Raw genomic sequence first — 26,128 nt, forward strand, 5'->3', positions numbered from 1 at the left:
CCTTCACTTGTCTCACCATTTGATCTTCGACCAAAGTGCGGCGGTTGCGCAGGAAGTCGACGAGCGATGACACATTGCGCCCCATCGTTCCGCTCAATTCATTTCCTTCCCAAGCTTGTGAGACAGTGAGGCCATTGCATCCAGCAGCCGCTCCATAAGCTGGAGCTGCATGCCACTGCTCTTGTTGACACTGTCCAGCAGCTTCATCGCTTCACGGAGGCGTTCGGAGGTGTCGTGCGACTCTACGCGGGCAAGGCGCTCGCCCTGGCGTAGCGCCTCCAATAACGTTTCAAACTGGGAACTGTGGTGGGTGAAGCACAGTTCGACGACTCCAGCTCCCTCGCCCGCAACATGGTCCGACGCCCAAAGGTCACCCACGGACAGCTCGAAGAAGGGGTGCCCGTTCGCTGAAAGCAGCTTGACCTTGTCGCCTGCGTCTACTCTGATGCCGTTGAACGCGACCAGCCGATTGGACAGATCGAACAGTGGAAACAGTGCGGCGTCATCCGCTGACTGCTTCCAGCCCCAGCGCACCTCGGCAAGCTCGTACGTTCCTTCATCCGAACCTGGGTCGAACCGCACGAACTCCGGCTTCAGCCCCGCAGGCAATGTGAAACGTATGCGCTGCGAGAAACCGTCGCTTCTGATGGCCACCCCGTTTCGCGAGAATTCTTCCTGGTAGTGGTCATCGGCGTCGCGGTAGTAGAGCTTCAGACACGCCTGTTTGGCCTGCAGGTCGTCGACCACAGGTTCCACCGCTACTCCATCGATGTTCTCCGACATGGCACGGAGAATGCCGGTGGGCGACGCATGCGAGCCGCCTTGAGATAACAGCTCCGCCACCGTGCTGACTCCATAACCCTCTAGATGCCGGGCAACGATCTGCGATTCTGTCGGCTTATCCAACCGGAACCGGATGTAGCTGGACGAGAACATCAGATCAAACGGGACGAGATAAGCAAACAGATAGAAGGAAAGCTTACGCAGTCGCTGGATTGGATCACTTTCCTCGGCGACATAGCGATAAGAGGCCTCTCCAAAAACGTCGACAGGTACGTCGAAGAGAATAGCCTCAAGACCCACACTGGAATTGATGCTCAACACCTTCCGGCATTCCCCGAGGAATGCCACCACCGAAGGCGAAAGGTCGCGCGCTGCTTTGCCCGGCTTGAGATCAAAACGGCTGCCAGGGTGGGCCCTGATCAGCAACTGGTCCTCGCTCCCCTCGATTAGCGCACGAGTGATGAGTCCGATGTTATCGTATCCGTTGTTGAAACTGAGCAAATTGGAGTCGTCCTCCACCTGCAGCACGACTCCCAGCATGTGGCCCTTCGGTTTGCGTTCCAGTTGCTGCAACGCAAACCCGCGGCGCAGGTCATCGATGGTCGCGGCAATCTCGGGAAAGTCGTTGGCCTTTGCATTCCTGGCTTCCGCCTCAGTGTTTCCGTTGACACCGCTGAAATCCAGATAACCGGTAGAGCGGTATTGCGGACTGCGGAGCGGACCGATCTCCATGTAGATAACTGGGATCCCTCGCTCTGCCGCGACCGCCGCCAGTGAAGGGCAGTTGCTCCAGGTTGCGATCGCTTCGATATCCGATGGAAGCGTCGCGAGGCGATCGCGCAGCTCCTGCATCAGCTCCGGAATCTTCTCGCTCAGGTACGCCTTGAAGAACGCGAGCGGATTGCCACCGTAGCGCGGAAGGAGCTGATGCATCAGCCCGCTGTCCATCAGCGCAAAGTGGTGGCGGGCGAGTACTTCCGCGCTCGGCTTGGCGTAGCCCAGTGCGGAGACACGAGCCGGATCAAGCTCGGCCCGCCCATCCAGGATCGGGCTGCCGGGGGCCGCGAGGTAGTCTGCGGACAGCAAGAAGCAGATAGGCTCTTCGATGCTGGCCAGAAACTTGTAGAACACCCAGAGATAAGGCGCGGGTTCGCCGCGGAACGCGTATGGAGAAAGGAAGACGGCGATCATTGCGCCTCTCCGGTGACTTTGATCGGCGCAAACACAACGCCCACTTGCTCCCGGGCAGACCAGAATTTGATGCTCTGCATGGGCCGACGCTGATCAAGTTCCTCGCGCGTACCGTTGGCGATGCACGCCAGACCGCAGTGCACAAGATAATCACCCGCACTGATGGGAAGCTTCACCGTGAACTCGATCCGCTGACGCCCCCGTTCGAGGGTAATGGGGTGACCGGCACGAATGTTGTTATCACCCCACACGTCCCCGCCCTGGGTACGCGTGATCGATATGCCAAGAGCAACGTCACTGATAGTTTCCGAAGAAGCAAGGGTGAACCTGAAGATGACTTCCTCGCCCGAGCGAATGACGGGTGATTCATTAAACGTAGTTCCGTCGGATCGCACGATCTCCAGCGATTCGATGATCGCCCGGGCCGAACCGAAGCGCTTCTCAGAGACATGCTCATTGACGCTGGAGCGCTGGATTTCAGTCAGATCCCCCACTGTCAGGGCGTCGCCAATCACCAAGTTTTTGAGCGGCTTGCTCTCGCGAGCCGCGATCATCCCCTTCTCGTACGTCAACACCGCCGCGAGCACATCACGCGTATCGGCCTGGATCTTCCCGCCGTCCATCACGATGCAACGATCCGCGTATTCAAGGATGCTTCCGGTGGAATGGGTGACCATCAGGATGGTCACGCCCTTCCTGCGCAATTCCTCCATTCGCTTGTAGCACTTGTACTGAAACCCAATGTCGCCGACGGACAGCGCCTCATCGACGATGAGGATCTCCGGATCCACGCACGCCTGCACGGCAAACGCCAAGCGGACGTACATACCACTTGAGTAGGTCTTGATGGGTTGGTCGATGAACTGACCGATGCCGGCGAATTCCTCGATTTCCGGAAATCGTCGCAGCATTTCGGTCGAGGACAATCCCAACAGTTCGCCATTCAGAAAGACGTTCTCCCGCCCGGTGAATTCCGGATTGAACCCGGCACCCAACTCCAGCAAGGCCGCCACCCTCCCATTGACAACGATATTACCGTGGCTAGCAGCCAGGGTGCCGCAGATGATTTGCAGCAAGGTAGACTTCCCCGCGCCGTTACGTCCGATGATGCCTACGGTCTCGCCGCGGTTGAGGATAAAGCTCACGTCCTCGAGTGCACGAAACTCCCTGAAGTAGCGACGCGGCTGCATGCCGACTGCGCGCTGCAAGCGAGGCAGGATGAATTGCTTCAGCCTATCCCGGGGAGTTTCGTAAATCGAGAACGACTTGCTTAGGTTGTTGACTGAGATCGCGACTTCAGAGGACATCGGCGAAACCTTCCCTGGTCTTCTGGAACCATGCAAATCCCACCCATGCGACCAGGATGCTACCCGCCAGACGAAGCGAGTAGCCCCCCCATTCTGGCATCGAACGCTGGATCAGCACCGCCCGGACATCTTCAATGACTGACGTCATAGGATTCCACTGCATGACGTGCTGATATTCCATGGGGAGTGCCGAGACCGGATAGAAAATCGGCGACAGGAACATTAGTGCCGTCGTGAGCAACATCACCACCTGGGTGACATCGCGCAGATAAACGCCAAGCGAGGCAAGCAGCCAGCTGAGCCCCGTCATGATGAACAGCATGGGTAGCAGAACAATCGGGAACAACCACGCTGTAGCGGCGGGCATGCCGAAGAACACGCAGTAGAAAATCAGCCAGACCAGAAAACTCACTGCACCATGGAAAAGCGCGCTACCCAGGGAAACGACCGGCAGAATCTCCAGCGGAAATACCACCTTCTTCACGTAGTTGATGTTCATGAGGATGAGACTGGGTGCTCTGTTTATGCATTCGGAGAACACGTTGAACACCATCAATCCTGAGAACAGGACCATAGCGAATTCGATCTTGCTGCCTGACCCACCTGCCCAGCGTGCCTTGAACACCACGCTGAAAACAAGCGTGTAGATGAGCAGCATGAGCAGTGGATTGAAGAATGACCAAAGGATTCCGAACATCGACCCACGATAACGGCCAAGTACCTCACGTTTTACCAATGACCATGTTAGATGGCGGTTCCCGGCAATCGCCGAGAACATCACCAATGGTGATGTATGAAACTTCTGCATTAATCGGTCTCTTGCTTTGGAGTATCAGGCATGCCACTACGAGAGCCTAAACAAGGTGTTATTGACGCAACGCCTCTTCCAGATCCCCCCGCAAATCCCCCACATCCTCAACCCCCACACTCAGCCTTACCAGCGCATCGCTGATACCAAGCTGGTCGCGGCGGGCCACGGGGATGGAGGCGTGCGTCATGACCGCTGGATGGTTCACCAGGCTTTCCACGCCACCTAGCGATTCGGCCAGGGTGAACAGTTCGGTCTTCTCGCAGAAACGCTTGGCCGCGTCGAAACCGCCCTTGAGGACGATCGAGACGATGCCGCCGAAGCCGGACATCTGGCTTTTCGCGAGCGCGTGCTGCGGGTGCGAAGGCAGGCCGGGGTAGATCACCTTTTCAATCGCAGGGTGAGTTTCCAGCCACTGCGCCAGCGCCAGGGCGTTCTCGCAATGCGCGCGCATGCGCAGCGGCAACGTCTTCAATCCACGTAACGCGAGGAAACTGTCGAATGGGCCCTGGACGCCGCCGATGGAGTTCTGCAGAAACGCCAATTGTTCGGCCAGTTCGGTGTTGTCGCCGACCACGGCGATGCCGCCCACCATGTCCGAGTGACCGTTGAGGTACTTGGTGGCCGAGTGCACGACGATGTCGGCGCCCAGGCTGAGCGGGCGTTGCAGCATCGGCGAGGCGAAAGTGTTGTCGACCACGATCAGCAGACCGTGCTTGCGCGCGATCGCAGCGATGGCGGCGATGTCGACCAGCTTGAGCATCGGGTTGGTCGGGGTTTCGATCCACACCATCTTGGTGTCGGGGCGGATCGCGGCTTCGAATGCGGCTGCATCGGTCAGATCGACGAAGCTGAAATCCAGGCTGGCGGTGCGGCGGCGCACGCGCTCGAACAGGCGGAAGGTGCCGCCGTACAGGTCGTCCATCGCCACGACGTGGCTACCGGCATCCAGCAGTTCCATCACCGTGGAGGTGGCGGCCATGCCGGAGGCGAAGGCGAATGCACGCGTGCCCCCTTCCAGCGATGCGACACAGCGCTCATAGGCAAAGCGCGTGGGGTTGTGGGTGCGCGAGTACTCGAAGCCCTGATGCTCGCCCGGGCTGGACTGCGCATAGGTGGACGTCGCATAGATCGGTGGCATCACCGCTCCGGTGCTGGGATCCGGCGACTGCCCTCCATGGATCGCCAGCGTCGCGAGCGACAGTGCGCGCTCGCCATCATGGCTATTGGTGGTGCGATTGGACATGGAGGTTCCCGGAAAAAGTGGCGGATTGTAGCAAGCAGGTCTGAATGGCCGGTGCCGCGCGTCTCATCCGGCGCGCGGCGCTGGCTGATCACTGCATGCGATCACTGCACGCGGCGGCGCAGGTAGTTGAGCAGGTCGATACGGGTGATCAGGCCCAGGAACTGCTTGCCGTCCATGACGATGGCAACCTGGCCGCGGTCGAACACCGGCAGCAGCGCTTCGATCGGCGACGCGACATCCAGGCGATCGAGCTTGCTGACCATGGCAGTGGAAATCGGGTCGCGGAAGCGCGCCTCGTCGCCATACACATGCAGCAGCACGTCGCTCTCGTCGACGATGCCGACCAGCTCGCCGTCGTCGATCACCGGCAACTGCGAGACGTCGTACAGCTTCATGCGCTGGTACGCGGTGGTCAGCAGGTCCTTCGGGCCGACCACGACGGTGTCGCGCTTGTTGTACGGACGCAGGATCAGGTCGCGCAGGTCGCCGTGCTGCGGGCGCTCCAAAAAGCCGTTGTCCAGCATCCAGTAGTCGTTGTACATCTTCGACAGGTACTTGTTGCCGGTGTCGCAGACGAACACCAGCACGCGCTTGGGCGTGGTCTGCTCGCGGCAGTACTTCAGCGCGGCGGCCAGCAAGGTGCCGGTGGACGAGCCGCCGAGGATGCCCTCCTTGGCCAACAGCTCGCGCGCGGTATGGAAGCTCTCCGCATCGCTGATGGAATAGGCCTTCTTGACGCGCGTGAAGTCGGAGATATCCGGCAGGAAGTCCTCGCCGATGCCTTCGACCAGCCAACTGCCGGACTTTTCGCTAACCGTGCCCTCTTCGATGTACTGGGTCAGGATCGAGCCGACCGGGTCGGCCAGCACCAGTTCGGTGTGCGGCGAGGCGCTGGCGAAGGCGCGCGACAGGCCGGTCATGGTGCCGGAGCTGCCGCAGCCGAACACGATCGCATCCAGCTGGCCGTCCATCTGCGCCAGGATTTCCGGGCCGGTGCCGAATTCGTGCGCGGCCGGATTGTCCGGGTTGCCGAACTGGTTGATGAAGTAGGCGCCCGGGGTCTCGGCGGCGATCTTGGCGGCCAGGTCCTGGTAGTACTCCGGGTGGCCCTTGGCCACGTCCGAGCGGGTCAGCACCACGTTGGCGCCCATGGCCTTGAGGTTGAAGATCTTCTCGCGGCTCATCTTGTCCGGCACCACCAGGATCAGCTGGTAGCCCTTCTGCTGCGCCACCAGGGCCAGACCCAGGCCGGTATTGCCGGCGGTGCCTTCCACCAGGGTGGCGCCGGGCTTCAGGTCGCCGCGCTGTTCAGCTGCCTCGATCATCGACAGGCCGATGCGGTCCTTGATCGATCCGCCGGGATTGTTCGCCTCCAGCTTGAGGAACAGCTCGCAGACGCCGGTGTCCAGGCGCTGGGCCTTGACGATCGGCGTGTTGCCAATCAGTTCGAGTACGGAGGAATGAATCGCCATCGGGATATCGTCGCTGCGCCGCGCGGGCTAGACCGGTCATTATCCGACGAACCGGCGGGGAATGCTCATTCAGGCGTGAAGCGATTGCGCGCCCCCATGAACAAGCGTGCTCAACCGCCCTGGCAACATGCAACAACCGGCGCTGGCCAAATAAAGACGCGGACGGTGGCAAGCCGACGAGGAGGCCGCCACCGCCCGCGACGGTGAACTTGTTCTAACGGTGGGGAAGGATCAGTGCGTGAGCTGGTCGTACATCCGGGTGAGCTTTTCTTTGGCCTGCAACTTCTCGCGTTTCATCTGGCCCAAGGTCACGTCGTCGATGGGGAGCACCCCAAGTTCGGCATCCATGCATTTCTTGTTCAAGAGCTTGTGGCGTTGGTACAGCTGCTTGAACTCGGGATCGGACTTGATCAATGCGTCGATTTCGGTCTGCGGTTGCCCTTCGAACATGGCGTTACCTCCTTCACTTAAAACAAGAACGCCCCGGCCGAGGGCGGCACGGGGCGCTGCTTGGGGATGGAAGACCCACGAGTCACGGTGGCAAAGGTGACAACGGCACACGCACTGGCGAGACCACCTGCTCTTCCACCACGTTGCGTCGCTGCGTGCCCTTGCGTCACTGGCCCGGCCCTCCGTACTTTCCAGGCAGCGGAGTTGCTGCCTGGAGGTACGACCCTACGCCGGTCGCGCAGGGGGTTCAAGGCCGAAAGGGCCGCTCCGCCGTTTCTTGGCGTGAATCAGTGACCGCGGTTCAACCGGGCGTCATGCCGGAGTTAAAAGACCTTAACTTCCAACCACTTGCCGTCAGGGCGCAACAACGACCTCGGCTGCCCGCGTCTTGCTGGCGGCACCCTTGGCGCCGCTGACCTGCAACCGCGACGCAGCCACCCCGCCGGCCACCAACGCATCGCGTACCGCCTCGGCGCGCTTCTTGGCCGTGGCCGCGTCGCTGTCGAAGCCAACGATGCTGACCCGGCCCTTCTTGCCGATGTTCAGGTATTCGGCCAGGGCCTTGGCCTGCCCGGCCGCATCACCGGACAACGCCGTCTTGCCACCGAAGGCACCGCTACCCAGGGAAAAGACCTCGCCACGGCTATCGAACTTGGCAGCCGGCAACTTGGCCCCGGCCACCAGTTCGGCCTCCTCGTGCGCCAGCTGCACGGCCTTCTGCTGAGCCGCATTGAGCTTGGCGGTCTGTTTGCCGGCCACGCTGGTGAGCGCCAGCTCGGCGTCCTGCCGGGCCAGGGTCTCCTGTTCGGCGGCCTGACGCATGCGCTCGGCCTCTTCGGCCTGGATCTGCGCCTGCACGCGCAAGCGCTCGGCCTCCTGGCGCGCGCGCGAGGCATCGCGGCGGCTGGCTTCGATCAGCAGATCGTTACGGGTGCCTTCCAGCCGATCCAGCTCGCGCCGCGCCAGTGCGGTGCGGGCGGTGAGCTCGGCAATTTCGACCCGGCGGTCGGCCAGGAACACCAGCTCGTCGCGGTCGCGGCGCTTGGCCTCGGCCAGTGCGGCCACGCTTTGCTGAGCCTGCAGCCGCTCGAAGCGGGCCAGGTCGCTGGTCTTCGGGTCGTTCTGCAGCGCGGCCAGGCGCCGGTTGAGCGCGTCGGCCTGCGGGTCGTCCTTGGCCGCCATCGCCAGCGGCGGCAAGCTGGCCAGGCTCAATACACCGATGTAGAGCAGTGGGCGCAGTTTCATCGGCCACCCTCCCCGGTGTTGAGGCTGTTCTGCAACTGCGCCACTTCCCGCTTGCGCTGTTCCAGCTGGGCGGTGACCACCGCCTCTTCGCTGCGGGCCTTGGCCAGATCGGCGTCGGCGGCAGCGCGCAGGGCGATCTGCGGCACCTGCTTGCGCTGGCGCTTGTCCAGTTGCGCCTGCTGAGCCTGCATCAATTCCTGGCGTGCCAGGTTGACCAGATCCGGGGCGTATTGGTCGGCATCGGCCTGGGTGGCGCGTTGCACGGCCTGTTCGGCGGCGGTGAGCTCCGGGGCCACCTGGGCGGCGGCCGGAGAGGAAAGAACCATGAAACAGGCGATGCCATACAGGGATCGCCGCAAGTATGCGAAGCTAGCCGTCATTAGGGGAGCCGTAGCGAGGAAGTCTCGAGCACGGCCATTGTCGGAAGCCTGCGGCGGACTTGCAACGAGACGCTGCTGTTTGTTGGGGAACCATTGCGCATGGATATCGGCTACTTCCTGAAGCTGATGACCGAAAAGAATGCCTCGGACATGTTCTTGACCACCGGCGCGCCGGTGTACATCAAGATCGAAGGCAAGCTCTACCCGCTCGGCAATACGGGGTTGCCGCCGGGAATGGTCAAGAAAATCGCCTATTCCTTGATGGACGAGGGCCAGGTGCCGCAGTTCGAGCGCGAGCTCGAGCTCAACATGGCCATCGCCCTGCCCGACGCGGGCCGCTTCCGCGTCAACGTGTTCAAGCAGCGCGGCGAAGTGGGCATGGTGATCCGTGCCATCCGCAGCCGCATCCCGAGCATCGAAGAGCTCAACCTGCCGCAGGTGCTCAAGGACGTCATCATGACCCCGCGCGGGCTGGTGCTGGTGGTGGGGTCCACCGGCTCGGGCAAGTCGACCTCGCTGGCGTCGATGATCGACCACCGCAACAGCACCACCACCGGGCACATCCTCACCATTGAGGACCCGATCGAATATCTGCACAAGCACAAGATGTCGATCGTGAACCAGCGCGAGGTGGGCCTGGACACCCACGCCTTCCAGAGCGCGCTGAAGAACGCGATGCGCGAGGCGCCGGACGTGATCCTGATCGGCGAGATCCTGGACGCCGAAACCATGGAGGCGGCCATCGCGTTCGCCGAAACCGGCCACCTGTGCCTGGCCACGCTGCACTCCAACAATGCCGACCAGACCATCGAGCGCATCCTCAATTTCTTCCCGGAGAGCGCGCACAAGAACGTGCTGATGAATCTGGCGCTGAACCTGCGCGCGGTGGTGTCGCTGCGCCTGGTCAAGGGCGTGGACGGACGCCGCCGGCCGGCGACCGAGGTACTGCTCAACACGCCGATGATCCGCGACCTGCTGCGGCGCGGGCAGGTGCACGAGGTCAAGCAGGCGATGGAGGAGTCGCTGGAAGAAGGCATGCAGACCTTCGACCAATGCCTGTTCCGGATGGTCAAGACCGGCGAGATCGAGCAGGAAGAGGCGCTGCGCGCGGCCGATTCACGCGATGGCCTGGCGCTGAAATTCCGCCTGTCGGAAGGTGGCTCGGGCGAGCACGACCCTTACGCGGATTACGAAGCGGCGGCTTCGCCGAAGATCAGTCACGGGTTCATCTGATCGGTCTGGCAGCGAGGGTCGGTCATTGCGGCGCTCGCGTTGCCGGCTCCTAAACTGTCAGGCGGACGCTGCGACGAGCCCCTCATTCGCGATATCGATGCGACAAGCGCCCTCATCCGGCGCTGCGCGCCACCTTCTCCCGCATGCGGGAGAAGGGACCTAAGTGAGCGTGCGGTGCCTTGGCGCTGGCCTTTGAACCGTAAGGGTTTGCGTCGCAACATCAGCCAGCATCGCAACGGCCCGGTTCCGGCCAGACGCCTGGCCTGCCCTTCTCCCGCCCCACGGGAGAAGGGACACCAGTGAGCGTGCGGTGCCTTGGCGCTGGCGCTTTGGCCCTACGGCTTCACGTCGCAACATCAACCAGCATCGCAACGGCCCGGTTCGGGCCAGACGCCCGGCTTTCCCTTCTCCCGTGCCACGGGAGAAGGTGCCCGAAGGGCGGATGAGGGCCTCGATGCGCAGCCCTCACGCCACCGCATCCACCTGCATTTCCGGCCGTGCCGCGTCGAAGGCCGGTAACGCCAGGCAGGCCTGTTCGATGCGCTGCAGGGTAGGATACGGGCCCAGATCGACCTCGAACCGGTGCGCGTTGTAGAGCTGCGGGATCAATACGCCATCGGCCAGGCCTGGCACATCGCCATGACAGAAGCGGCCAGTGAGCGGGTCGCGTGCCAGCTGCTGTTCCAGTGCGGCAAAGCCGCGCTCCATCCAGTGCCGCGTCCAGTGCTGGCGTTGCGCCGCATCCAGCGCGAACTCGCGCTCCAGCAACTGCATGACGCGCAGGTTGTTGAGCGGATGCACATCGCAGGCAATGACCTGCGCCAGCGCACGCACGCGGGCGCGCTCGGCAGGCGCCGCCGGGAGCAGACGAGGCGTCTCGGGGAAGGTATCTTCCAGATACTCAAGGATCGCCAGCGATTGCGCGATCACCACCGGGCCATGCCGCAGGGTGGGTACCAGTTCCTGCGGATTGAGCTGCGCATAGGCCGGCGCATGCTGTTCGCCACCGCCGCGCACCAGATGCACCGGATGCGCACGATAGTCCAACGCCTTCAGGTGCAGGCCGATGCGCACGCGATAGGCAGCACTGGAGCGCCAGTACGAAAACAGCTCCAGCGGCGTGCTCATGCGCGGGCGCCGGTGGCGACGTCACGCGACGCGGCAGCGCAGCTCACGGCAGCGGCTGCCGTTCGACGCGCTGTTCGATCGCCCCGAAGATGCTGGTGCCGTCGGCCGCGAACATTTCGATCCGCACCACGTCGCCGAAGGCCATGAACGGCGTGCTGGGCTTGCCGTCGCGCAGGGTCTCGACCACGCGCTGCTCGGCAAAACACGAGGCACCCAGGCTGGTGTCCTGGTTGGCAATCGTGCCCGAGCCGACGATCGTGCCGGCCGACAACGGGCGGGTCTTGGCGGCATGGGCGATCAGCTGGGCGAAGTCGAACTGCATGTCGTTGCCGGCTTCCGGCGCACCGAACCAGGTGCCGTTGACGTGGGTCACCAACGGCAGATGCACCTTGCTGTCGCGCCAGGCATCGCCCAGCTCGTCCGGGGTCACAAACACCGGCGACAGCGCCGAGCGCGGCTTGGATTGCACAAAACCGAAGCCCTTGGCGAGCTCGGCCGGAATCAGGTTGCGCAGCGAGACGTCGTTGACCAGGCCGACCAACTGAATGTGCCCAGCCGCCTGCTCGGACGAAGCGCCCATCGGCACGTCATCGGTGATGACCACCAGCTCGGCTTCCAGGTCGATGCCGTGCTCTTCGCTGATGACCTTGATTGCATCGCGCGGGCCGTAGAAGCCGGCGCTGGTGGCCTGGTACATCAGCGGGTCGGTGTAGAAGCTCTCCGGCACCTCGGCGTTGCGCGCGCGGCGTACGCGCTCCACGTGCGGCAGGTAGGCACTCCCGTCGACGAACTCGTAGGCGCGCGGCAGCGGCGCGGCCAGGGCCTGCATATCCAGATCGAACACGCCGTCGGCGCTGCCGTCATTGAGCGAGGCCGACAAGGCGTTCAGACGCGGCGCGACATTGCTCCAGTCTTCCAGCGCGCGCTGCAGTGTCGGCGCAATGCCGGTGGCACGGACTGCCTTGCCCAGGTCGCGGGAGACCACGATCAGGCTGCCGTCGCGGCCGCCTTCTTTCAGGGAACCTAGCTTCATGACCTTCCTGCTGCAGTGACGGATCGGCCGATTGTACGACCTGCTGCAGCAGCCGTTACACCTGAAACAACTGAGCCGCAGCACAACCGCACCACGTGAATTTTGTGCAGCGCGCCAAACCCGCGTACACTTGCCGGGTCTGCATGCGGCCGTCCGTTTCCCTTTGGGACCGCCGGCGAGGCCAGGATCGATCGATCCGCTCGCCCGCCCCACCCGACGCCTTTCGTGGTGCCGACAAACCCATCGCTCTTTGATCGGGTTGTTCCACCATCTCGCAGCGCGGTTCACGGGAACGCTCCGAGCCTCACCTTTTTGCATCTGCAATGCGTCTGCGCTCCGGGCTGTGCCTGGCGGCGACGCTTTACTTGGAGCTTCCTGATGTCTTTTGAATCCCTGGGCCTTGCGCCCTTCCTGCTGCGCGCGTTGGCCGAGCAGGGCTATGAAACCCCTACCCCGATCCAGCAGCAGGCGATCCCGCTGGTGCTGGAAGGCCACGACCTGCTGGCCGGCGCACAGACCGGCACTGGCAAGACCGCCGCGTTCGGCCTGCCGCTGCTGCAGCACCTGGGCACCTCGCCGCAGCCGGTCAACGGCCCGCGCAAGCCGCGCGCGCTGATCCTGACCCCCACCCGCGAGCTGGCCACCCAGGTGCATGACAGCCTGCGCGGCTATAGCAAGTACCTGCGCATTCCCAGCGCGGTGATCTACGGCGGCGTGGGCATGGGCAACCAGCTCGACGCGCTGCGCCGTGGCGTGGACCTGCTGATCGCCTGCCCGGGCCGGCTGATCGACCATATCGAGCGTCGCAGCGTGGACCTGTCCGGCATCGAAGTGCTGATCCTGGACGAAGCCGACCGCATGCTCGACATGGGCTTTTTGCCGTCGATCAAGCGCATCCTGACCAAGCTGCCGCGCCAGAACCGCCAGACCCTGCTGTTCTCGGCCACCTTCGAAGAGAACATCAAGCAGCTGGCGCTGGAGTTCATGCGCAACCCGATGCAGATCCAGGTCACCCCGAGCAACACCGTGGCCGAGAGCATCACCCACCGCGTGCACCCGGTCGATGGCGCGCGCAAGCGCGATCTGCTGCTGCACCTGCTGGCGCAGGACAGCCGCGAGCAGACCCTGGTGTTCGCGCGCACCAAGCATGGCAGCGACAAGCTGGCGCTGTTCCTGGAGAAGTCGGGCATCAAGACCGCGGCGATCCACGGCAACAAGAGCCAGGGCCAGCGCATGCGTGCACTGAGCGACTTCAAGGCCGGCCGCGTCACCGTGCTGGTGGCCACCGACATCGCCGCGCGCGGTATCGATATCGACCAGCTGCCGAAGGTCATCAACTACGACCTGCCGATGGTGGCCGAGGATTACGTGCACCGCATCGGCCGCACCGGCCGTAACGGCTCCACCGGCGAGGCGATCTCGCTGGTGGCGCAGGACGAAGCCAAGCTGCTGCGCCAGATCGTGCGCATGCTGGGCCGCGATGTGGAAATCCGCGACGTGCCGGGCTACGAGCCGCAGACCCCGATCCGCTGGGGCAACAGCGCGCCGGGCCGCGCCGAGCAGCCGGGCGGCGACCGCGCACCGCGCAAGAGCCACGCGCGTCGTCCGCATGGCGATGCCCCGCGCCAGGCGCATGCGCATGCCGGCCCGAAGAAGCCGGGTGGCCAGCGCAGCAGCGGGCCGCGTCAGGCCAACGCCGGTGCGGGCGCCGGCCGTCGCGATGGTGGCCGTGGCGGCCAGCGTCCGAGCGGCACGCGCTGATTCCTGCGCGCCGGTGCGACCGGCACTTAAGGTTGGCGTTGAACTGAAAAAGCCGCCCTTTCCGGGCGGCTTTTTTGTGCGCGGTGCAGAGGATGCGCTGTAGCGAACCGGCTGCGCGCAACAAGCATCAGGCATCAGGCAAGACTGGCAGCTGCGGCGGCATCGCTGAGGTCGCGCGCTGCCAGTCTTGCCGTGCAGCGCTCCGCTAGCCCTCGATCAACGCGGTATTGCGATCGATGGCCTCGCGATACCGATCCAGCACCGCCGCGGTCTGCACGATGTAGTTGCGCAGATCGTCCCAGCGCCGGTCTTCCAGCGCTTCGCGGATACCGGGCAAGGTCTTGACCTCGTAGCCGGTGGCCAGGCCCGGTGCGTAGATCAGGTTGCGATACCACGGCCGGCCCGGCAAACCGCCCGCGACCAGCAGCGTTTGATCGATGCGTTGCAGCGAGGCATTGAGCTTGCCGCGCATGGTCGCATCCAGGTTGCCGCCACGCGCGGCCAGTGCAGCGTCGTAGCGCTTGGCGCTGGTCTGCAGCCGCGTGATCGCCTGATCCAAGGCGGCGAAGTCGATCGACGGCACCGCCGCCTTGGGCTCGGGGGCACGCTGCGGACGGTTGGGGTTATCGACCGCCGCGTACGCACCGGCCTGCAACAGCTCGGCCTGCGTGCGCGCCGCGGTGCGGTCGCTATCGGCCTGCTGCTTGAGCTCCTGTGCATAGCCGGCCACCGCATCGGCGAAGTCGCCGAAACGTTGCGGCAACACCGGGGCGTTGGCCACGCGCAACACGGTGCGCCCCACCGTTTGCGACAGCAACGGCAGATAGCTGAAATCCGGATCGATATAGCGCGCGAAGTAATCATAGGAGTCGTACAGCGAGTGGTAAACACCGCTGCCGCCACCCTGCCCGCCATAGCCCAGATCCAGTGTCGCCAACCCCAGATGCTGCAGGAACGGGCTGTAGTCGCTGCCGGAACCGAGCGCCTTGAGCGGGATGTCACCACCGGCGGCCACCTGCTTGGCGATCTCTTTTTGCGCTGGCTTGGCGGTGGGCGCCAACGCGTCGATGCGCGCACGCGCGCGTTGCCGTTCGAGCACGCTCACGCCGCTGTCGGGGTCGCGCACGTCTGCCGCCACGCCATTGACCAACCGCTGCAGCGCATGGCTGCCACCGGCATTGAGAAAGCCGCGCCCGTTGCCGTCGGTGTTGACGTACAGCACCGCCTTGCGACGCAGCTCGTCGGCGTGCTGCTCGGCCCATTCGGTGGAGCCGAGCAGCCCGGCTTCTTCGCCATCCCAGCTGGCATACACCAGCGTGCGCTTGGGGCGCTGGCCCTGTTTGGCAAGCTCGCCGATCGCCTTGGCTTCGGCCAGCAAGGCGGTGGTGCCTGAGAGCGGATCGGCCGCGCCGAACACCCAGCCGTCGCGGTGATTGCCGCGCACGACCCACTGGTCGGGATACTCGCTGCCGCGCAAGGTGGCGATTACGTTGTAGATGGTCTTGCTGCCCCACTCCGCATCGACCTTGAGATGGACGCGTGCGGTGTCGTCGCCACCGATGCGGTAGGTGATCGGCAGGGCGCCGCGCCAGTCTTCCGGTGCTACCGGGCCGCCCAACGCGGCCAGCAGCGGCTGTGCGTCGCCCCAGCTGATCGGCAGGGTCGGGATCTTCAACACGCTGCCGGCCTGTTCGATCTTCAGCCGCTTGGCGCCCTTGCTTGCGCCCACGCCCGGCGTCAGCGGATCGCCCGGATAGATGGCGAAGTTGGCGACCGAGCCGCGTTGCACGCTCCACTGATTGCGCGCCGGGCCATCCGGATAGGCCTGATCCTGGAAATAACCGTCGTCACGCGGGTCGGAATAAATGATCGCGCCGATGGCGCCATGCTCCTGCGCCAGCCGCGGCTTGAGCCCGCGCCAGCCCTTGCCGTAGCGCGCGATCACGATCTTGCCGCGCACATCCACGCCGTTGCGCGCCAGTGCTTCGTAGTCTTCGGCGATGCCGTAATTGACGTAGACCAGGTCGCCGGTGACATCGCCATTGCCGCCGTAGATTACATACGGTGGCAACACGTTTTCGGTCTGGGCGGAGGTGCTGTCGCCCGCCAGCGGCGGCTCCTTGAGGCGCGCCACATACGGCGTGGAGCCCAGCAATTCCAGCTGCGAGGTCTTGGGCGAGGGCCACAGCACCTCGAAGGTTTCGATGCGCGCATCCCAGCCGTAGGCACGCAGGCGCGTTTGCAGATCGCGGGCGTTTTCCAGGTTGTGCGGGGCGCCGACGTGGTTGGGCGCCGACGACCACTGCTTCAACCAGCCACGATAATCGGCGTCCTTCAAGCCGCCGTCGAAACGCGCTTCCAGCGCGCGTTGCGCCTGGGCGGCAGCGGCATCGTACCCGGGCAGCGCGGCCGGTGGCGCTGCGGGATCTGCGGCGGGTTGTGCGGTCAGCGAAGGTGCGGCCAAGGCCAAGGCGATCAGCCAGGCATGCTGCGAAGAGGTCATCGTGCGTCCTTGAGAGTGTTCAGGGCGAAGAGCGAGTGGAATCGTTCGAGGCGATGGCAGCCAGGGCCACCATCGCATGGCCAGGCACGCGCAACCAACAGGCGATGGCGCGACGGCGGTTTGACGGCAAACCACCACCGCGCGCATCGGCGCTGCACTGCGGGTCAGAACCGGTAATCCAGTCCAACCGTGAAATAGCGCCCGCGCAGGTCGTACTGGGTGAAGTCGTAGGGCGCGCGAATGCCCGGGAACGAGGCATCCACCGGCGGCTGCTTGTCGGCCAGGTTCTCGATCTTGGCGTACAGGGTGAGCTTGTCGATGCCGGTGTAACCCAGATACAGATCGAACTGGTTGTAATCACCCACGCGCGACTGCACCGCACTGGCCGCCGCACTGGCCTTCTGGTCGTAGCCGCCGGTGTAGTACCAGGTCAGCGCCGCACTGATCGTGCCCAGGTTCCAGTCCAGCGTGGTGGTGGCCTTGTTGCGCGGCAACGATGGGCCGAGATTGCTGCCGGCGTAATCCTGCAGTGGGCCACCGACCACGGTGGGGCGGCGGTAATCGCGTACATGCGTGTAAGCAGTGTTGAGGCCGATGTTGCCGGCCGCTTCGGTGCGCCAGCGCTGGCGCAATTCGACATCGATCCCGGAGGTGGTCAGCTCGCTGAGGTTTTGATAGCGGTTGTACACCGCCACCAGGGTGCCGCGTTCGTTGCGGATCACATCGGCCGGGTTGTTGTTCTGCACGATGGTGGCGTTGTTGCCGGTGCCGACCAGGTTGTCCAGTTCGATCTTGTACCAGTCCACGCTCAGGCTGGTGTCGGCCCACGGCGACAGCACCACGCCCAGGTTGTAGCTGCGGGTGCGTTCGGGGTCGAGGTCGGTGTTGCCGACGGTGAAGAAGGTGGGATTCTGGCGCGAGCCGGGCACGTCCGGATCGAACGGATCGACCACCGAGCCGTAAGAAATATTGGTGCTGGCCGCATTCTCCGACAACGACGGTGCGCGAAACCCGCGCGAGGCCGCCGCGCGCACCAGCACCGCGTCCAGCGGCTGCCAGCGCAGGCTGGCCTTGGGCGAAAACGCATTGCCGAAATCGCTGTAATGATCGCCACGCCCGGCCAGCTGCAGTTCCAGCGATTGCAGCAGCGGCACGTTGACTTCGGCATACAGCGCCGAGACCTTGCGCTCGCCATCCACCGCGGCGATCGCCGGGCGGATCTGCAGGCCCTGGTCGATCTGCACAGGATTACGCGAGACCAGCTCCTCCTGCCGCCACTCCGCTCCGGCGGCGAACCCGACGTTGCCGGCCGGCAACGCGAACAGGTTGCCGGAGGCCTTGACATCGACACCACGCAAGGTGGATTGCGCCGGACGCAAGGTGCTGAGGTTGATGCCGTCGATCACCGCTTGCGGCGTGGCCGATGGGTTGCGCAGATTGTAGCTGCCGTCGGCCAGTGCCTGGGCCAGGGTGAAGCGATTGGCGAAGCCACCGGAGACGGTTTCGTGCTCGGTGCTGCGCGCAGTGAACGCGGCCGCTTCCCAGTCCCAGCGCTCGGTCTTGCCGCGCACGCCGCCAAGAAATCGGTAGGACTGCGAGCGGTTCGTCTTGACCGTCTGGCCCAGGTTAAAAAAGGTGTATTCGATCGGCACTGCCACCCCGTACGGGTTGTACGGGCTGGAGGCCGGCAGCAGGTTGGACACCGGCTCGGCCAGCCCGGTGCTGGCGTTCAATGCAAAGCGGCCGCCTTCCAGGGTGAAGTACGGGCTGGAGCCGAAGATCGACACACCCTTGACCTCGCTGTAGAGCGCCTCGCCGAACGCTTCGACGGTGTCGCTGAGCCGGAAGGTGGCGTTGGTGTAGGCCTGATAGCGCTTGGTCGAGGGAATCAGCGTGGTGAACGGGGCCTGGTTGAAGCCGCAGGTGTCGCCGGCCAGCCCGTCGATGGGCGCGCTGGCGGTGAGCACGGTGCCGGTGGGGCAATTGCCTTGCGCATCCAGCAGCGGCACCGAGCGGCCACCGATCAGATAGCGGGCGCCCTTGGCCGACCAGCCGTTCCAGCGCCCACCCGGTAGATCGGTATAGATGCCCGAACGGGTCAGCGCGCGCTGGTCCTGATCGAGCCGGTCGCGGTTGTAGGCGTCGAAACTGAAAAGGATGTTGTAGCCGTCGCTATCCAGGTCGCCGATGCCGCCGATGAACTTGGCGCGCTGGGTGTCCATGCCGCCCTGATCGGAGGTGCCGCCGCTCACGCCCAGCTCGGCGCCCTGGAAATCCTGGCGGGTGATGATGTTGACCACGCCGGCCACCGCATCGGAACCGTATACGGCGGAGGCGCCGTCCTTGAGCACTTCGATGCGCTCCACCGCCACCAGCGGCAGCGCATTGAGATTGACGAAGGTGTCGCCCAGGCCGTTGGCAGGAAAGCCGTAGTTGGCCAGCCGGCGGCCGTTGAGCAGCACCAGGGTGTTCTTCTGCGACAGCCCGCGCAGGCCGATGCCCGCCGAGCCGGAAGCCCAGCCGTTATTGGTGGTTTCATTGGTGGCGTTGCCGGTATTGGCCGAGATCGAACGCAGCGCGTCGGCCACGGTGACCTTGCCGGACTGCTCCAGTTGCTGGCGGTCGATCACCTGCACGGGGTTCGGGCCTTCGCTGTCGCTACGCTTGATGTTGGAGCCGGTGACGCTGACGGTGGCCAGGGTCTTGCCCGTTTCCGGTGGCGCCTCGTCGGCGTGTGCAAGGGGAATCAGCGCCGACAACACGGCAAGAGACAGCAGGTAAGGCGTAGGGCGCTTCACGTACGGCATCCATGAACAGGGGGCTGTGCAGTGAGCCATGTGCGTTTTACTAACAAAAATTACATATCTGCATACGGTTATGCGCTGCGGTGACGCACACAGACACACGGGTGCGCTGGCCAGCGCATCGAACCTCGGCGCTGCGCTGCATGTGGGGGAGTGCAACCAGGCGATCGCCGATTGGCACCGTGACGCGGCCATATCGCTGCGCGTTGCGCTGGCCGTCGGCTGCAGACGGCCCGGCGCACTTACAATGCCGCGCATGGATATCTTCAAAGTCTTTACGCTCGAGGCCGCGCACCGTCTTCCCAACGTGCCGCCTGGGCACAAATGCGCCCGCCTGCACGGGCATTCGTTTCGGGTCGAACTGCACGTCAGCGGCGAACCCGGTGCCGAGACCGGCTGGATCATGGACTTCGGCGACATCAAGGCCGCCTTCCAACCGATCTACGACCGCCTGGACCACCATTACCTCAACGACATCGAAGGGCTGGAAAACCCCACCAGCGAGCGGCTGGCGATCTGGATCTGGCAGCAACTCAAGCCGGCGCTGCCGCAGCTGAGCGAGATCGTGGTGCATGAGACCTGCACGTCCGGCTGCCGCTACCGCGGCTAATCAGTTAGCGCAGTCCCGTGTCCGGAAGCCGCCCATTGGGCGGCTTCCGTCGTTTCGGAACTTCTCTAACCATTTGATCTAGAAAAGCTTCTGCAGAGAGTTGGCAAATCTTCAGCAAACGTGTTGCATCGCAACAATATCGGCGTATGCTGCAACGCAACAAACGGTCACACGCTTCCCCAAGGGGTTCGCAATGTCGGCGCAGTTCGAAAACAGCTTCACCAGTCAGTTCGCCTCTGCTGCAGCACGTGCCAACCAATTGGCATTGGACACGCTGGAACAGAACGTCAACGCGACCACCAGCTTCTTCGGTGAGTTTGCGCAGGCACGCGACCTGGGCGCCTACCAGACGCTCTGGCCGAAAGGACTGCAACTGGCCCGCGACAACCTGGAACGTCTGGCTTCGGTCAATCAGGAAGTGGTGGGAATGGGGTTGAAGATGTCCAGCGAGCTTGGGCAATTCGCCAAGCAGCAGTTCGACACCGGCAGCGATCAGGCCGGCGCAGCAGGCAAGACCCGGCGCAAGTAACCGCCAATAAATTCAGCGTCTTTGCATGGGTCCCTCCCCCCGTGCAATCCGGCCCGACAGATCCCTCCCTCTGTCGGGCTTTTTTATTGTCCGATCGCTGGAGGCATTGATGCCCAGGTATGACACGGCGACGCTGCCGGAGCGCGCATTGGCCGCAATGACCATGTAAGCGGCGGCCGCACTGCAACGGAGTGACGGCGCGCACTGCCCCACGCGAGTGGAGCGCGGTGTACTCCCTGGCTGGCCGCGGCACGCGCGCCGGGCGCGGATCAACGCAAGCCGATCACGCGGCGTGTCAGCAGGCTCGCGTAGCTTGCCGGCCGTGACACTAGGCCGGCAATTGCAGCCCCTGCGCCTGGCTGGCGGCATCGGCGCCAGGTCGCCAGGCGATCCGTCCCCAGCACGGCATTGCCAGACGCGCGTGCAGCATGCGGATGTTGTCTTCGGCGCGCTCCATCTGCGGATCGACCTCGTTGGCGATCCAGCCGATGCAGTCCAGGCCGTCGGCGGCAATGGCGGCGGCGGTCAGGCGCGCATGATTGATGCAGCCCAGCCGTACGCCGACCACCAGCACCACCGGCAGCTGCAGCGCGCGCACCAGATCGGCCTGATCCAGATCGGCGCTCAGCGGCGCGGCCCAGCCACCGACGCCTTCCACCACCACGACGTCGGCCTGCGTGCGCAATTGCGCAAAGGCCTGGGTGATCGGGTCCAGCGACAGCGTCACGCCGACATCGGCTGCCGCCAGCTCTGGTGCCAGCGGTGCGGGCAAGGCGTAGGGGTTAAGGGTGGCGTAGTCCGGCTGCGGGTCGCTGGCGGCCTGCAGGGCCAGCGCGTCTTCGTTGCGCCAGCCCTGCGCGGTGCGCTCGCACCCGCTGGCCACCGGCTTCATGCCCACCGCCGTGCGCCCTCGCGCCCGTAAGGCGTGCAGCAACGCGGTGCTGCCCATGGTCTTGCCGATTCCGGTATCGGTGCCGGTGACATAAAACGCCGGATGCTGCATCGGTCAGGTCCTGCGGCCGCGCCGCCATTGCCGTGAGGGCGCGCAGCATAGCGTGCGCATCCGTACTCGACGCTGAGCCGGCAAGCAGTTGTTGCGGCAGGCGTCGCGCCGGCCACGGGCGCCGGGCGGCGCCGCGAAGCGCCGAGTCGCACGGCTGCCATGCGGGCAAGCGCCGCCAGCGCCGCCCTGCGCTGGCGCGCCATGCCGCCACAGAGCGCCGCTGCTAAACTTTGCCCATGTTCGCCACCTCCTCGCTGACCGGCAGCAAGCCGGAACAATATGCCCAGCTCACCGCCCAGGCTCAGGCACTGGTGCACGGCGAGCCGGACCGGATCGCCAATGCCGCCAATCTGGCCGCGCTGATCTTCAACTCCCTGCCCTCGCTCAACTGGGCGGGATTTTATTTCTACGACGGCCGCGAGCTGGTGGTGGGGCCATTCCAGGGTCTGCCTGCATGCGTGCGCATTCCGCTGGACAAGGGCGTGTGCGGCGCAGCGGCCAGCACCCGGCAGAGCCAGCGCATTGCCGACGTGGATGCGTTTCCCGGGCATATCGCCTGCGACTCGGCATCGCGCTCGGAGCTGGTGATTCCGCTGGTCAAGGGCGATGCGTTGATCGGCGTGCTGGATCTGGACAGCCCGGAGCTGGACCGCTTCGATGCGGACGACCAGCGCGGCCTGGAAGCGATCGCGCAGGTCTTTGTGGACGCGCTGACGTGACCACCGAACGGCTGCGCAACATCGGCCCCAAGAGCGCGGCGTGGCTGCGCCAGGTCGGGCTGCGCACGCAGCAGGACCTGCAAGCCGTCGGTGCGGTGGGCGCATTCGTGAAAGTACGCCGTGCCGGCTTCAAGCCCAGCCTCAATCTGCTGTATTCGCTGGAAGGCGCGCTGTCCGATTGCCATTGGCAGGACGTGCCGGAAGCGCGCCGCCATGCCCTATTGGCCGAATACGAAGCGGCCAGCGCGCTATTGCCGGTGCGCGGCCGCGCGGTTGGCGGACCGGTGGAAACCGTGCATTACGCGCGTGCCGACAATGACGACGCGCATGGCGACATGGGCGAAGCAGGCGCAGATACTGCGGACCTGAGCGAAACGCGCGAGGATTAAGTGCCTACGCCGAGGTGTCACCGCAGCATGCGTGGACGCCAACACTGCGATCCGCAGCAGCGTGCTTGTCGAGCGGGTTATCCTCGAGCGCCTGCTTGATGGAAGGTCATCGATGCGTCGCTACATCCTGCAACGTTGGCGCGAGCGATGCGCCTAACGTCTGGCCATGGCTGAGGCCTGGCAGCGGTTGATAGTCAGCGGTGAGGCCAGGTAACGACGACAGCAACACGACGAGGCGCTGTGTGGCCTGTGGATCTGCACGCGGCCGCTCCGGACGATCCGGTTTTGCATTGTTCGCTGATGGTGCGCCCTCGCCTGCCATCAGCGTCAGCCGACGCCTGGATGGCTGCGTGCCTGCCGAACCCTCCCGCGCATCGGCGACCACACGCTGTGCCTGCTGAACGACAAACCCATCGCCCCACCACAGCGATGGATCGACCGCGACGTAGTGCTGGAACAACTGCGGCTGCGTCAGCAACACCTGCAGCACGAACAGCCCGCCATACGAATGGCCCCACAGGGTCTGCCGCTGACGATCCACCGCCACACGCGCTTGCACCTGTGGGCGAATGCGTGTTGCGATCAGCTGCGTGAATGCTGCCGCACCGCCGGTCCTGCGCTGCGGATTCAGCGGATCGGTTTCCACCCGCCCGTCGCCGTAGCGCGCAGGCGTGTAATCCAGGCTGCGCCCCACCGCATCGATGCGCAACGCGCTGTCGTCGGCGATGAACACCAGCACCGGCGCATCGCCGTGGGTGGACAGGTTGTCGAGCAGGCGTTCATCCATTTCCATCAATGCCGCATTGCCATCCAGCAGATACACCACCGGATATCCCGCGGCCGGCGGCGCCGCTTTGGGGGTGGCAATGCGCACGCGGTAGTGGCGTTGGCCATCGGCCGAATCCAGGCGCAACGCGCTGAAGACATACGAGGCACTGGGACGATCGGCAACTGTGCTGCCGATCGTGCGGCTCAGGTCCGGCTGTGCGAATGCCGGCACCGTGCCGACGATCCACATCAGCACACCGGCACACGCAAGCCGCCAGGAATCATGTCGCGTCACTGCATGCTCTCCTTGTCCTGCGCCCATGTTCGCGCGCGGTGCTGAATTGCTGTTAGAAACCAAAACTCAGGCTCGCCCAATACGCGCGACCGGGCTCGTTGTAGGTGGCTGCACCCGCCGCACCGCCGGTGTTATTGGTGCCTTCGCGGAACAGGCGGGTGTCGAACAGATTGTCCACACCGATGCCCACGCTGACCTTGCGGGTAATGCGGTAACGCGCACTGACGCCCCACAGATCGTAGGGGTCGCGCGCGTCGGGGGCGATGGCGCCGCCGCTGGTGCTCGATTGCGTGGCCGACTCCTGCTTGCCGTAGAAGGTGCCGGTAAGCAGCAACGACAAAGCCTGGGTCGGTTGCCAATCGAGCGTGGTGTTGACCGTGTATTCCGGGATCACCGATAGCGGCTGATCAGTTGCGGTGTTCTTGTTCTCGATCATGTAGGTGACATTGGTATTCCACTTCAACACGCGGCCCTGCTCGCCCAGCAGCGGCAGGGTGAGATTGCCTTCCACCCCTTGCACGATCGCTTCCGATGCATTGGTCCACTGGAACACCTGCCCGCGTCTGTCGACCGTGACGCCGACCGGCACCATCCCGGCGACGATCTTGTCGTCGTAGGCATTATGGAAGTACGTCAGCGAGGCATGGTGACCGGTCTGTGGGGCCCACTCGATACCGACTTCCTTGTTGATGCTGGTCTCCGGATCGAGATCGTCGTTGCCCTGGATATAGCAGCCCGAGCCAAGATTGGGGAACAGCACCGGACAGCCATTGCCACGCGTGTAATACAGATAATTGGCGTTGGACTGATACAGGTTGGGCGCCTTGAAGGCGCGCGCGATGCCGCCCTTGAGCAACCAGTCTTCGCTGAGCTTGTACTGCACGTTGAGGCTGGGGCTGAGGTTGTTGCCGAACTGGCTGTGGTGATCCAGCCGCACACCCGGCGTCAGCGTCAGCCGCTCGCTGGCGTAGATGTTGTCTTCCAGATACACCGCGCTGAGCGTGGCCTCGCTGCGCGGGCTGCGCGTCCCGTTGGGAAGGCCGGGGAAACCACCGCCGGCACTCACCGTCTGCGACATCGAATACGCATCGCTGAGGCGGCTCTGGCGGCGCTCGAAGCCCAACGTCAGCACCTGCTCGGCCCAGGCCTGCAGCGGCAGATTGAATTCGCCATCGATATTGAGATTGTCGAGCGTGGCGGTGGAGTCCAGCAGACCCGCGGCAATGGAGCCTTCCGGTCCGCCGGCCAGGCCTTCGTTGAGGCGGGTATTGTCGGTGCCTTCATACGCGGCGGTGAGGCGGGAGGTGCCGAGCGCCCAGGTGCCGCGATGGGTCAGCGAGGCGGTGCGGCGGATCATGGTGTTGGTTTCGCTGCCGAACAGTGCGCCCAGATCGGCACCGGCCAGGCCATCGGCGCTGACCGCGCGATCGCCGGCATACAGATTGCCCTGGCGGCTGAGGCCGGCATCGAGTTCGATCACCTGGCCTTCGCTCGGATCCCAGCGCAGCAGGCCGTTGATGTCCTTGTTACGCACGCCTTCGCGCCCTGCCGGCGGCACCGCCGCAGTACTGCTGGCGAAGCGGCGATTGAGCTCCAGCGAATCCGGATCGGTCTTGTTGAGGTTTCCATACAGGCGGAAGGAGAAGGTATCGGTCAGCGGTCCGCTGAGCTGGAAGCCGACACGCTGGCCGCCGCCTTCGGCACTGTGCTGCGGCACCAGGCCGAACATGCTCATCGAGCCGCTCAGATCGCCGGTCGGCTTCTTGGTGATGATGTTGACCACGCCGCCGGAGGCACCCGAGCCATACCGTGCCGCGGCTGGGCCACGCAGCACTTCGATACGCTCCACCGCTTCGGCCGGCACCCAGTTGGTGTCGCCGCGCGTATTGCGCTCGCCGCTGCGGCCCATGCGCACCGCATCGCGTGATCCCACCGGCTTGCCATCGACCAGAATCAGCGTGTTTTCCGGGCCCATGCCGCGCAGATCGATCTGGCGGTTGTTGCCGTACTGGCCGGAGGCGCTGTTGCCGGTGAGGTTGACGCCCGGCATGGTACGCAGCAACTGCGACAGGTCGTTGACCGGTGGCCGCCGTTCGATGTCTTCGGCGGTGATCACGGATGACCCCAAGGCCTGGCGTGCAATCTGCGCGGCGGTGACGTGCACGGTGTCCAGCGACCGCGGCTCAGCCGCAACGTCTTCAGCCAACGCGCTGAAAATGCCGCTGCCACAGCAGAGCGCAATAGCCTGGACCAGCTGAAGGTGGGACAACACGGGACGACATGCGGACGCAGACATCCATGACCGGCGTGATGCGGACATTCTCAAACCTCTCGACAGGAGATAGACCTCTGGCGACAGCTTGAGGTGACACGGTGGGGGTAATGCGTGAAACAGGCGTAACGCCGTGCGGGCGCGGCCGATGCAGTCAAGCCTGGCCGCGCATTCTACACAGATGCGATTCATTCTCAAA

The 26,128-nt window shown here is 64.3% G+C and carries 21 protein-coding genes; 6 read left to right on the plus strand and 15 right to left on the minus strand.

The genetic code is table 11. The annotated features are described in order from the left end of the window. Window positions 1–93: 93 nt before the first annotated feature. The 8 genes from ACCQ12_RS16890 to ACCQ12_RS16925 form a co-directional block, all read right to left on the minus strand. Window positions 94–1,974: a GT99 family glycosyltransferase N-terminal domain-containing protein gene (locus ACCQ12_RS16890; RefSeq protein ID WP_372382302.1), complete on the minus strand. Its 1,881-nt coding sequence runs from the start codon at window positions 1,972–1,974 to the stop codon at window positions 94–96. After that, window positions 1,971–3,281: an ABC transporter ATP-binding protein gene (locus tag ACCQ12_RS16895; protein WP_372382303.1), complete on the minus strand. Its 1,311-nt coding sequence runs from the start codon at window positions 3,279–3,281 to the stop codon at window positions 1,971–1,973. Before ACCQ12_RS16895 ends, ACCQ12_RS16890 begins: the two co-directional genes overlap by 4 nt. Further along, window positions 3,271–4,089 (minus strand): ABC transporter permease, encoded by an 819-nt coding sequence (locus ACCQ12_RS16900; RefSeq protein ID WP_372382304.1) that lies wholly within the window; start codon window positions 4,087–4,089, stop codon window positions 3,271–3,273. The genes ACCQ12_RS16895 and ACCQ12_RS16900 overlap by 11 nt, the downstream gene beginning before the upstream one ends. A 58-nt stretch (window positions 4,090–4,147) precedes the next feature. Next, complete coding sequence (locus ACCQ12_RS16905) at window positions 4,148–5,335, minus strand: cystathionine gamma-synthase (protein WP_372382305.1); 1,188 nt, start codon at window positions 5,333–5,335, stop codon at window positions 4,148–4,150. A 101-nt stretch (window positions 5,336–5,436) separates the two neighbouring features. Then, window positions 5,437–6,807, minus strand: a complete 1,371-nt coding sequence (locus ACCQ12_RS16910) for a pyridoxal-phosphate dependent enzyme (RefSeq protein WP_039403582.1) — start codon at window positions 6,805–6,807, stop codon at window positions 5,437–5,439. A 231-nt stretch (window positions 6,808–7,038) separates the two neighbouring features. After that, window positions 7,039–7,257: an HP1242/YdcH family protein gene (locus ACCQ12_RS16915; protein ID WP_005991804.1), complete on the minus strand. Its 219-nt coding sequence runs from the start codon at window positions 7,255–7,257 to the stop codon at window positions 7,039–7,041. A gap of 354 nt (window positions 7,258–7,611) precedes the next feature. Further along, a complete protein-coding gene (locus ACCQ12_RS16920; RefSeq protein ID WP_372382306.1) occupies window positions 7,612–8,502 on the minus strand; it encodes a hypothetical protein in 891 nt (296 codons plus the stop codon). Continuing rightward, window positions 8,499–8,882 carry a DUF4398 domain-containing protein gene (locus tag ACCQ12_RS16925; RefSeq protein WP_166744243.1) on the minus strand — a complete coding sequence of 128 codons (384 nt, stop codon included), beginning with the start codon at window positions 8,880–8,882 and terminating at the stop codon, window positions 8,499–8,501. Before ACCQ12_RS16925 ends, ACCQ12_RS16920 begins: the two co-directional genes overlap by 4 nt. A gap of 99 nt (window positions 8,883–8,981) precedes the next feature. Between ACCQ12_RS16925 and ACCQ12_RS16930 the strand changes: the two genes are divergently transcribed. After that, a complete protein-coding gene (locus tag ACCQ12_RS16930; protein WP_039403605.1) occupies window positions 8,982–10,115 on the plus strand; it encodes a PilT/PilU family type 4a pilus ATPase in 1,134 nt (377 codons plus the stop codon). A gap of 465 nt (window positions 10,116–10,580) precedes the next feature. Here ACCQ12_RS16930 and maiA read toward each other — a convergent pair whose 3' ends face one another. Further along, entirely contained in the window at window positions 10,581–11,243 is a 663-nt protein-coding gene (gene maiA / locus ACCQ12_RS16935; protein WP_372382307.1) for a maleylacetoacetate isomerase, read from the minus strand. A 43-nt stretch (window positions 11,244–11,286) separates the two neighbouring features. After that, a complete protein-coding gene (locus ACCQ12_RS16940; protein ID WP_372382308.1) occupies window positions 11,287–12,276 on the minus strand; it encodes a fumarylacetoacetate hydrolase family protein in 990 nt (329 codons plus the stop codon). 378 nt (window positions 12,277–12,654) lie between these two features. On the opposite strand from ACCQ12_RS16940, the gene ACCQ12_RS16945 reads away from it, so the two are divergent. Next, entirely contained in the window at window positions 12,655–14,037 is a 1,383-nt protein-coding gene (locus ACCQ12_RS16945; protein ID WP_039403615.1) for a DEAD/DEAH box helicase, read from the plus strand. 205 nt (window positions 14,038–14,242) lie between these two features. Here the strand turns inward: ACCQ12_RS16945 and ACCQ12_RS16950 are convergent, their stop codons facing one another. Both ACCQ12_RS16950 and ACCQ12_RS16955 read right to left on the minus strand, forming a co-directional pair. Next, window positions 14,243–16,540 (minus strand): transferrin receptor-like dimerization domain-containing protein, encoded by a 2,298-nt coding sequence (locus ACCQ12_RS16950; RefSeq protein WP_372382309.1) that lies wholly within the window; start codon window positions 16,538–16,540, stop codon window positions 14,243–14,245. A 164-nt stretch (window positions 16,541–16,704) separates the two neighbouring features. Next, window positions 16,705–19,338, minus strand: coding sequence for a TonB-dependent receptor plug domain-containing protein (locus tag ACCQ12_RS16955; protein ID WP_338121481.1), 2,634 nt, complete (start codon window positions 19,336–19,338; stop codon window positions 16,705–16,707). 262 nt (window positions 19,339–19,600) lie between these two features. Between ACCQ12_RS16955 and queD the strand changes: the two genes are divergently transcribed. Both queD and ACCQ12_RS16965 read left to right on the plus strand, forming a co-directional pair. After that, the gene (gene queD / locus ACCQ12_RS16960; protein WP_008576903.1) at window positions 19,601–19,954 is read left to right on the plus strand and encodes a 6-carboxytetrahydropterin synthase QueD; all 354 of its coding nucleotides are present in this window, start codon (window positions 19,601–19,603) and stop codon (window positions 19,952–19,954) included. A 193-nt stretch (window positions 19,955–20,147) separates the two neighbouring features. After that, window positions 20,148–20,483, plus strand: a complete 336-nt coding sequence (locus tag ACCQ12_RS16965; RefSeq protein ID WP_104581755.1) for a phasin family protein — start codon at window positions 20,148–20,150, stop codon at window positions 20,481–20,483. A gap of 328 nt (window positions 20,484–20,811) precedes the next feature. Here ACCQ12_RS16965 and bioD read toward each other — a convergent pair whose 3' ends face one another. Then, window positions 20,812–21,486 (minus strand): dethiobiotin synthase, encoded by a 675-nt coding sequence (bioD, locus tag ACCQ12_RS16970; RefSeq protein ID WP_372382310.1) that lies wholly within the window; start codon window positions 21,484–21,486, stop codon window positions 20,812–20,814. A 236-nt stretch (window positions 21,487–21,722) separates the two neighbouring features. Here bioD and msrC point away from each other — a divergent pair, with 236 nt between their 5' ends. After that, complete coding sequence (gene msrC / locus ACCQ12_RS16975; protein WP_039403631.1) at window positions 21,723–22,205, plus strand: free L-methionine (R)-S-oxide reductase MsrC; 483 nt, start codon at window positions 21,723–21,725, stop codon at window positions 22,203–22,205. Beyond that, complete coding sequence (locus ACCQ12_RS16980) at window positions 22,202–22,594, plus strand: TfoX/Sxy family protein (protein WP_039403635.1); 393 nt, start codon at window positions 22,202–22,204, stop codon at window positions 22,592–22,594. Before msrC ends, ACCQ12_RS16980 begins: the two co-directional genes overlap by 4 nt. Window positions 22,595–22,700: 106 nt before the next feature. Here ACCQ12_RS16980 and ACCQ12_RS16985 read toward each other — a convergent pair whose 3' ends face one another. Further along, the gene (locus ACCQ12_RS16985; RefSeq protein ID WP_372383650.1) at window positions 22,701–23,612 is read right to left on the minus strand and encodes an alpha/beta hydrolase; all 912 of its coding nucleotides are present in this window, start codon (window positions 23,610–23,612) and stop codon (window positions 22,701–22,703) included. Between the two features lie 97 nt (window positions 23,613–23,709). After that, window positions 23,710–25,926 (minus strand): TonB-dependent siderophore receptor, encoded by a 2,217-nt coding sequence (locus ACCQ12_RS16990; RefSeq protein ID WP_506191678.1) that lies wholly within the window; start codon window positions 25,924–25,926, stop codon window positions 23,710–23,712. Window positions 25,927–26,128 lie beyond the last annotated feature (202 nt).

Source organism: Xanthomonas sp. NCPPB 1068 (assembly GCF_041479385.2).
Lineage (GTDB): Bacteria > Pseudomonadota > Gammaproteobacteria > Xanthomonadales > Xanthomonadaceae > Xanthomonas > Xanthomonas cannabis.

What these genes read in the sequence shown, in the direction of transcription:
- ACCQ12_RS16890 (WP_372382302.1), bottom strand. Translation starts at nt 1,974, where the DNA reads ATGATCGCCGTCTTCCTTTCTCCATACGCGTTCCGCGGCGAACCCGCG.
- ACCQ12_RS16895 (WP_372382303.1), bottom strand. Translation starts at nt 3,281, where the DNA reads ATGTCCTCTGAAGTCGCGATCTCAGTCAACAACCTAAGCAAGTCGTTC.
- ACCQ12_RS16900 (WP_372382304.1), bottom strand. Translation starts at nt 4,089, where the DNA reads ATGCAGAAGTTTCATACATCACCATTGGTGATGTTCTCGGCGATTGCC.
- ACCQ12_RS16905 (WP_372382305.1), bottom strand. Translation starts at nt 5,335, where the DNA reads ATGTCCAATCGCACCACCAATAGCCATGATGGCGAGCGCGCACTGTCG.
- ACCQ12_RS16910 (WP_039403582.1), bottom strand. Translation starts at nt 6,807, where the DNA reads ATGGCGATTCATTCCTCCGTACTCGAACTGATTGGCAACACGCCGATC.
- ACCQ12_RS16915 (WP_005991804.1), bottom strand. Translation starts at nt 7,257, where the DNA reads ATGTTCGAAGGGCAACCGCAGACCGAAATCGACGCATTGATCAAGTCC.
- ACCQ12_RS16920 (WP_372382306.1), bottom strand. Translation starts at nt 8,502, where the DNA reads ATGAAACTGCGCCCACTGCTCTACATCGGTGTATTGAGCCTGGCCAGC.
- ACCQ12_RS16925 (WP_166744243.1), bottom strand. Translation starts at nt 8,882, where the DNA reads ATGACGGCTAGCTTCGCATACTTGCGGCGATCCCTGTATGGCATCGCC.
- ACCQ12_RS16930 (WP_039403605.1), top strand. Translation starts at nt 8,982, where the DNA reads ATGGATATCGGCTACTTCCTGAAGCTGATGACCGAAAAGAATGCCTCG.
- maiA (WP_372382307.1), bottom strand. Translation starts at nt 11,243, where the DNA reads ATGAGCACGCCGCTGGAGCTGTTTTCGTACTGGCGCTCCAGTGCTGCC.
- ACCQ12_RS16940 (WP_372382308.1), bottom strand. Translation starts at nt 12,276, where the DNA reads ATGAAGCTAGGTTCCCTGAAAGAAGGCGGCCGCGACGGCAGCCTGATC.
- ACCQ12_RS16945 (WP_039403615.1), top strand. Translation starts at nt 12,655, where the DNA reads ATGTCTTTTGAATCCCTGGGCCTTGCGCCCTTCCTGCTGCGCGCGTTG.
- ACCQ12_RS16950 (WP_372382309.1), bottom strand. Translation starts at nt 16,540, where the DNA reads ATGACCTCTTCGCAGCATGCCTGGCTGATCGCCTTGGCCTTGGCCGCA.
- queD (WP_008576903.1), top strand. Translation starts at nt 19,601, where the DNA reads ATGGATATCTTCAAAGTCTTTACGCTCGAGGCCGCGCACCGTCTTCCC.
- ACCQ12_RS16965 (WP_104581755.1), top strand. Translation starts at nt 20,148, where the DNA reads ATGTCGGCGCAGTTCGAAAACAGCTTCACCAGTCAGTTCGCCTCTGCT.
- bioD (WP_372382310.1), bottom strand. Translation starts at nt 21,486, where the DNA reads ATGCAGCATCCGGCGTTTTATGTCACCGGCACCGATACCGGAATCGGC.
- msrC (WP_039403631.1), top strand. Translation starts at nt 21,723, where the DNA reads ATGTTCGCCACCTCCTCGCTGACCGGCAGCAAGCCGGAACAATATGCC.
- ACCQ12_RS16985 (WP_372383650.1), bottom strand. Translation starts at nt 23,612, where the DNA reads ATGTGGATCGTCGGCACGGTGCCGGCATTCGCACAGCCGGACCTGAGC.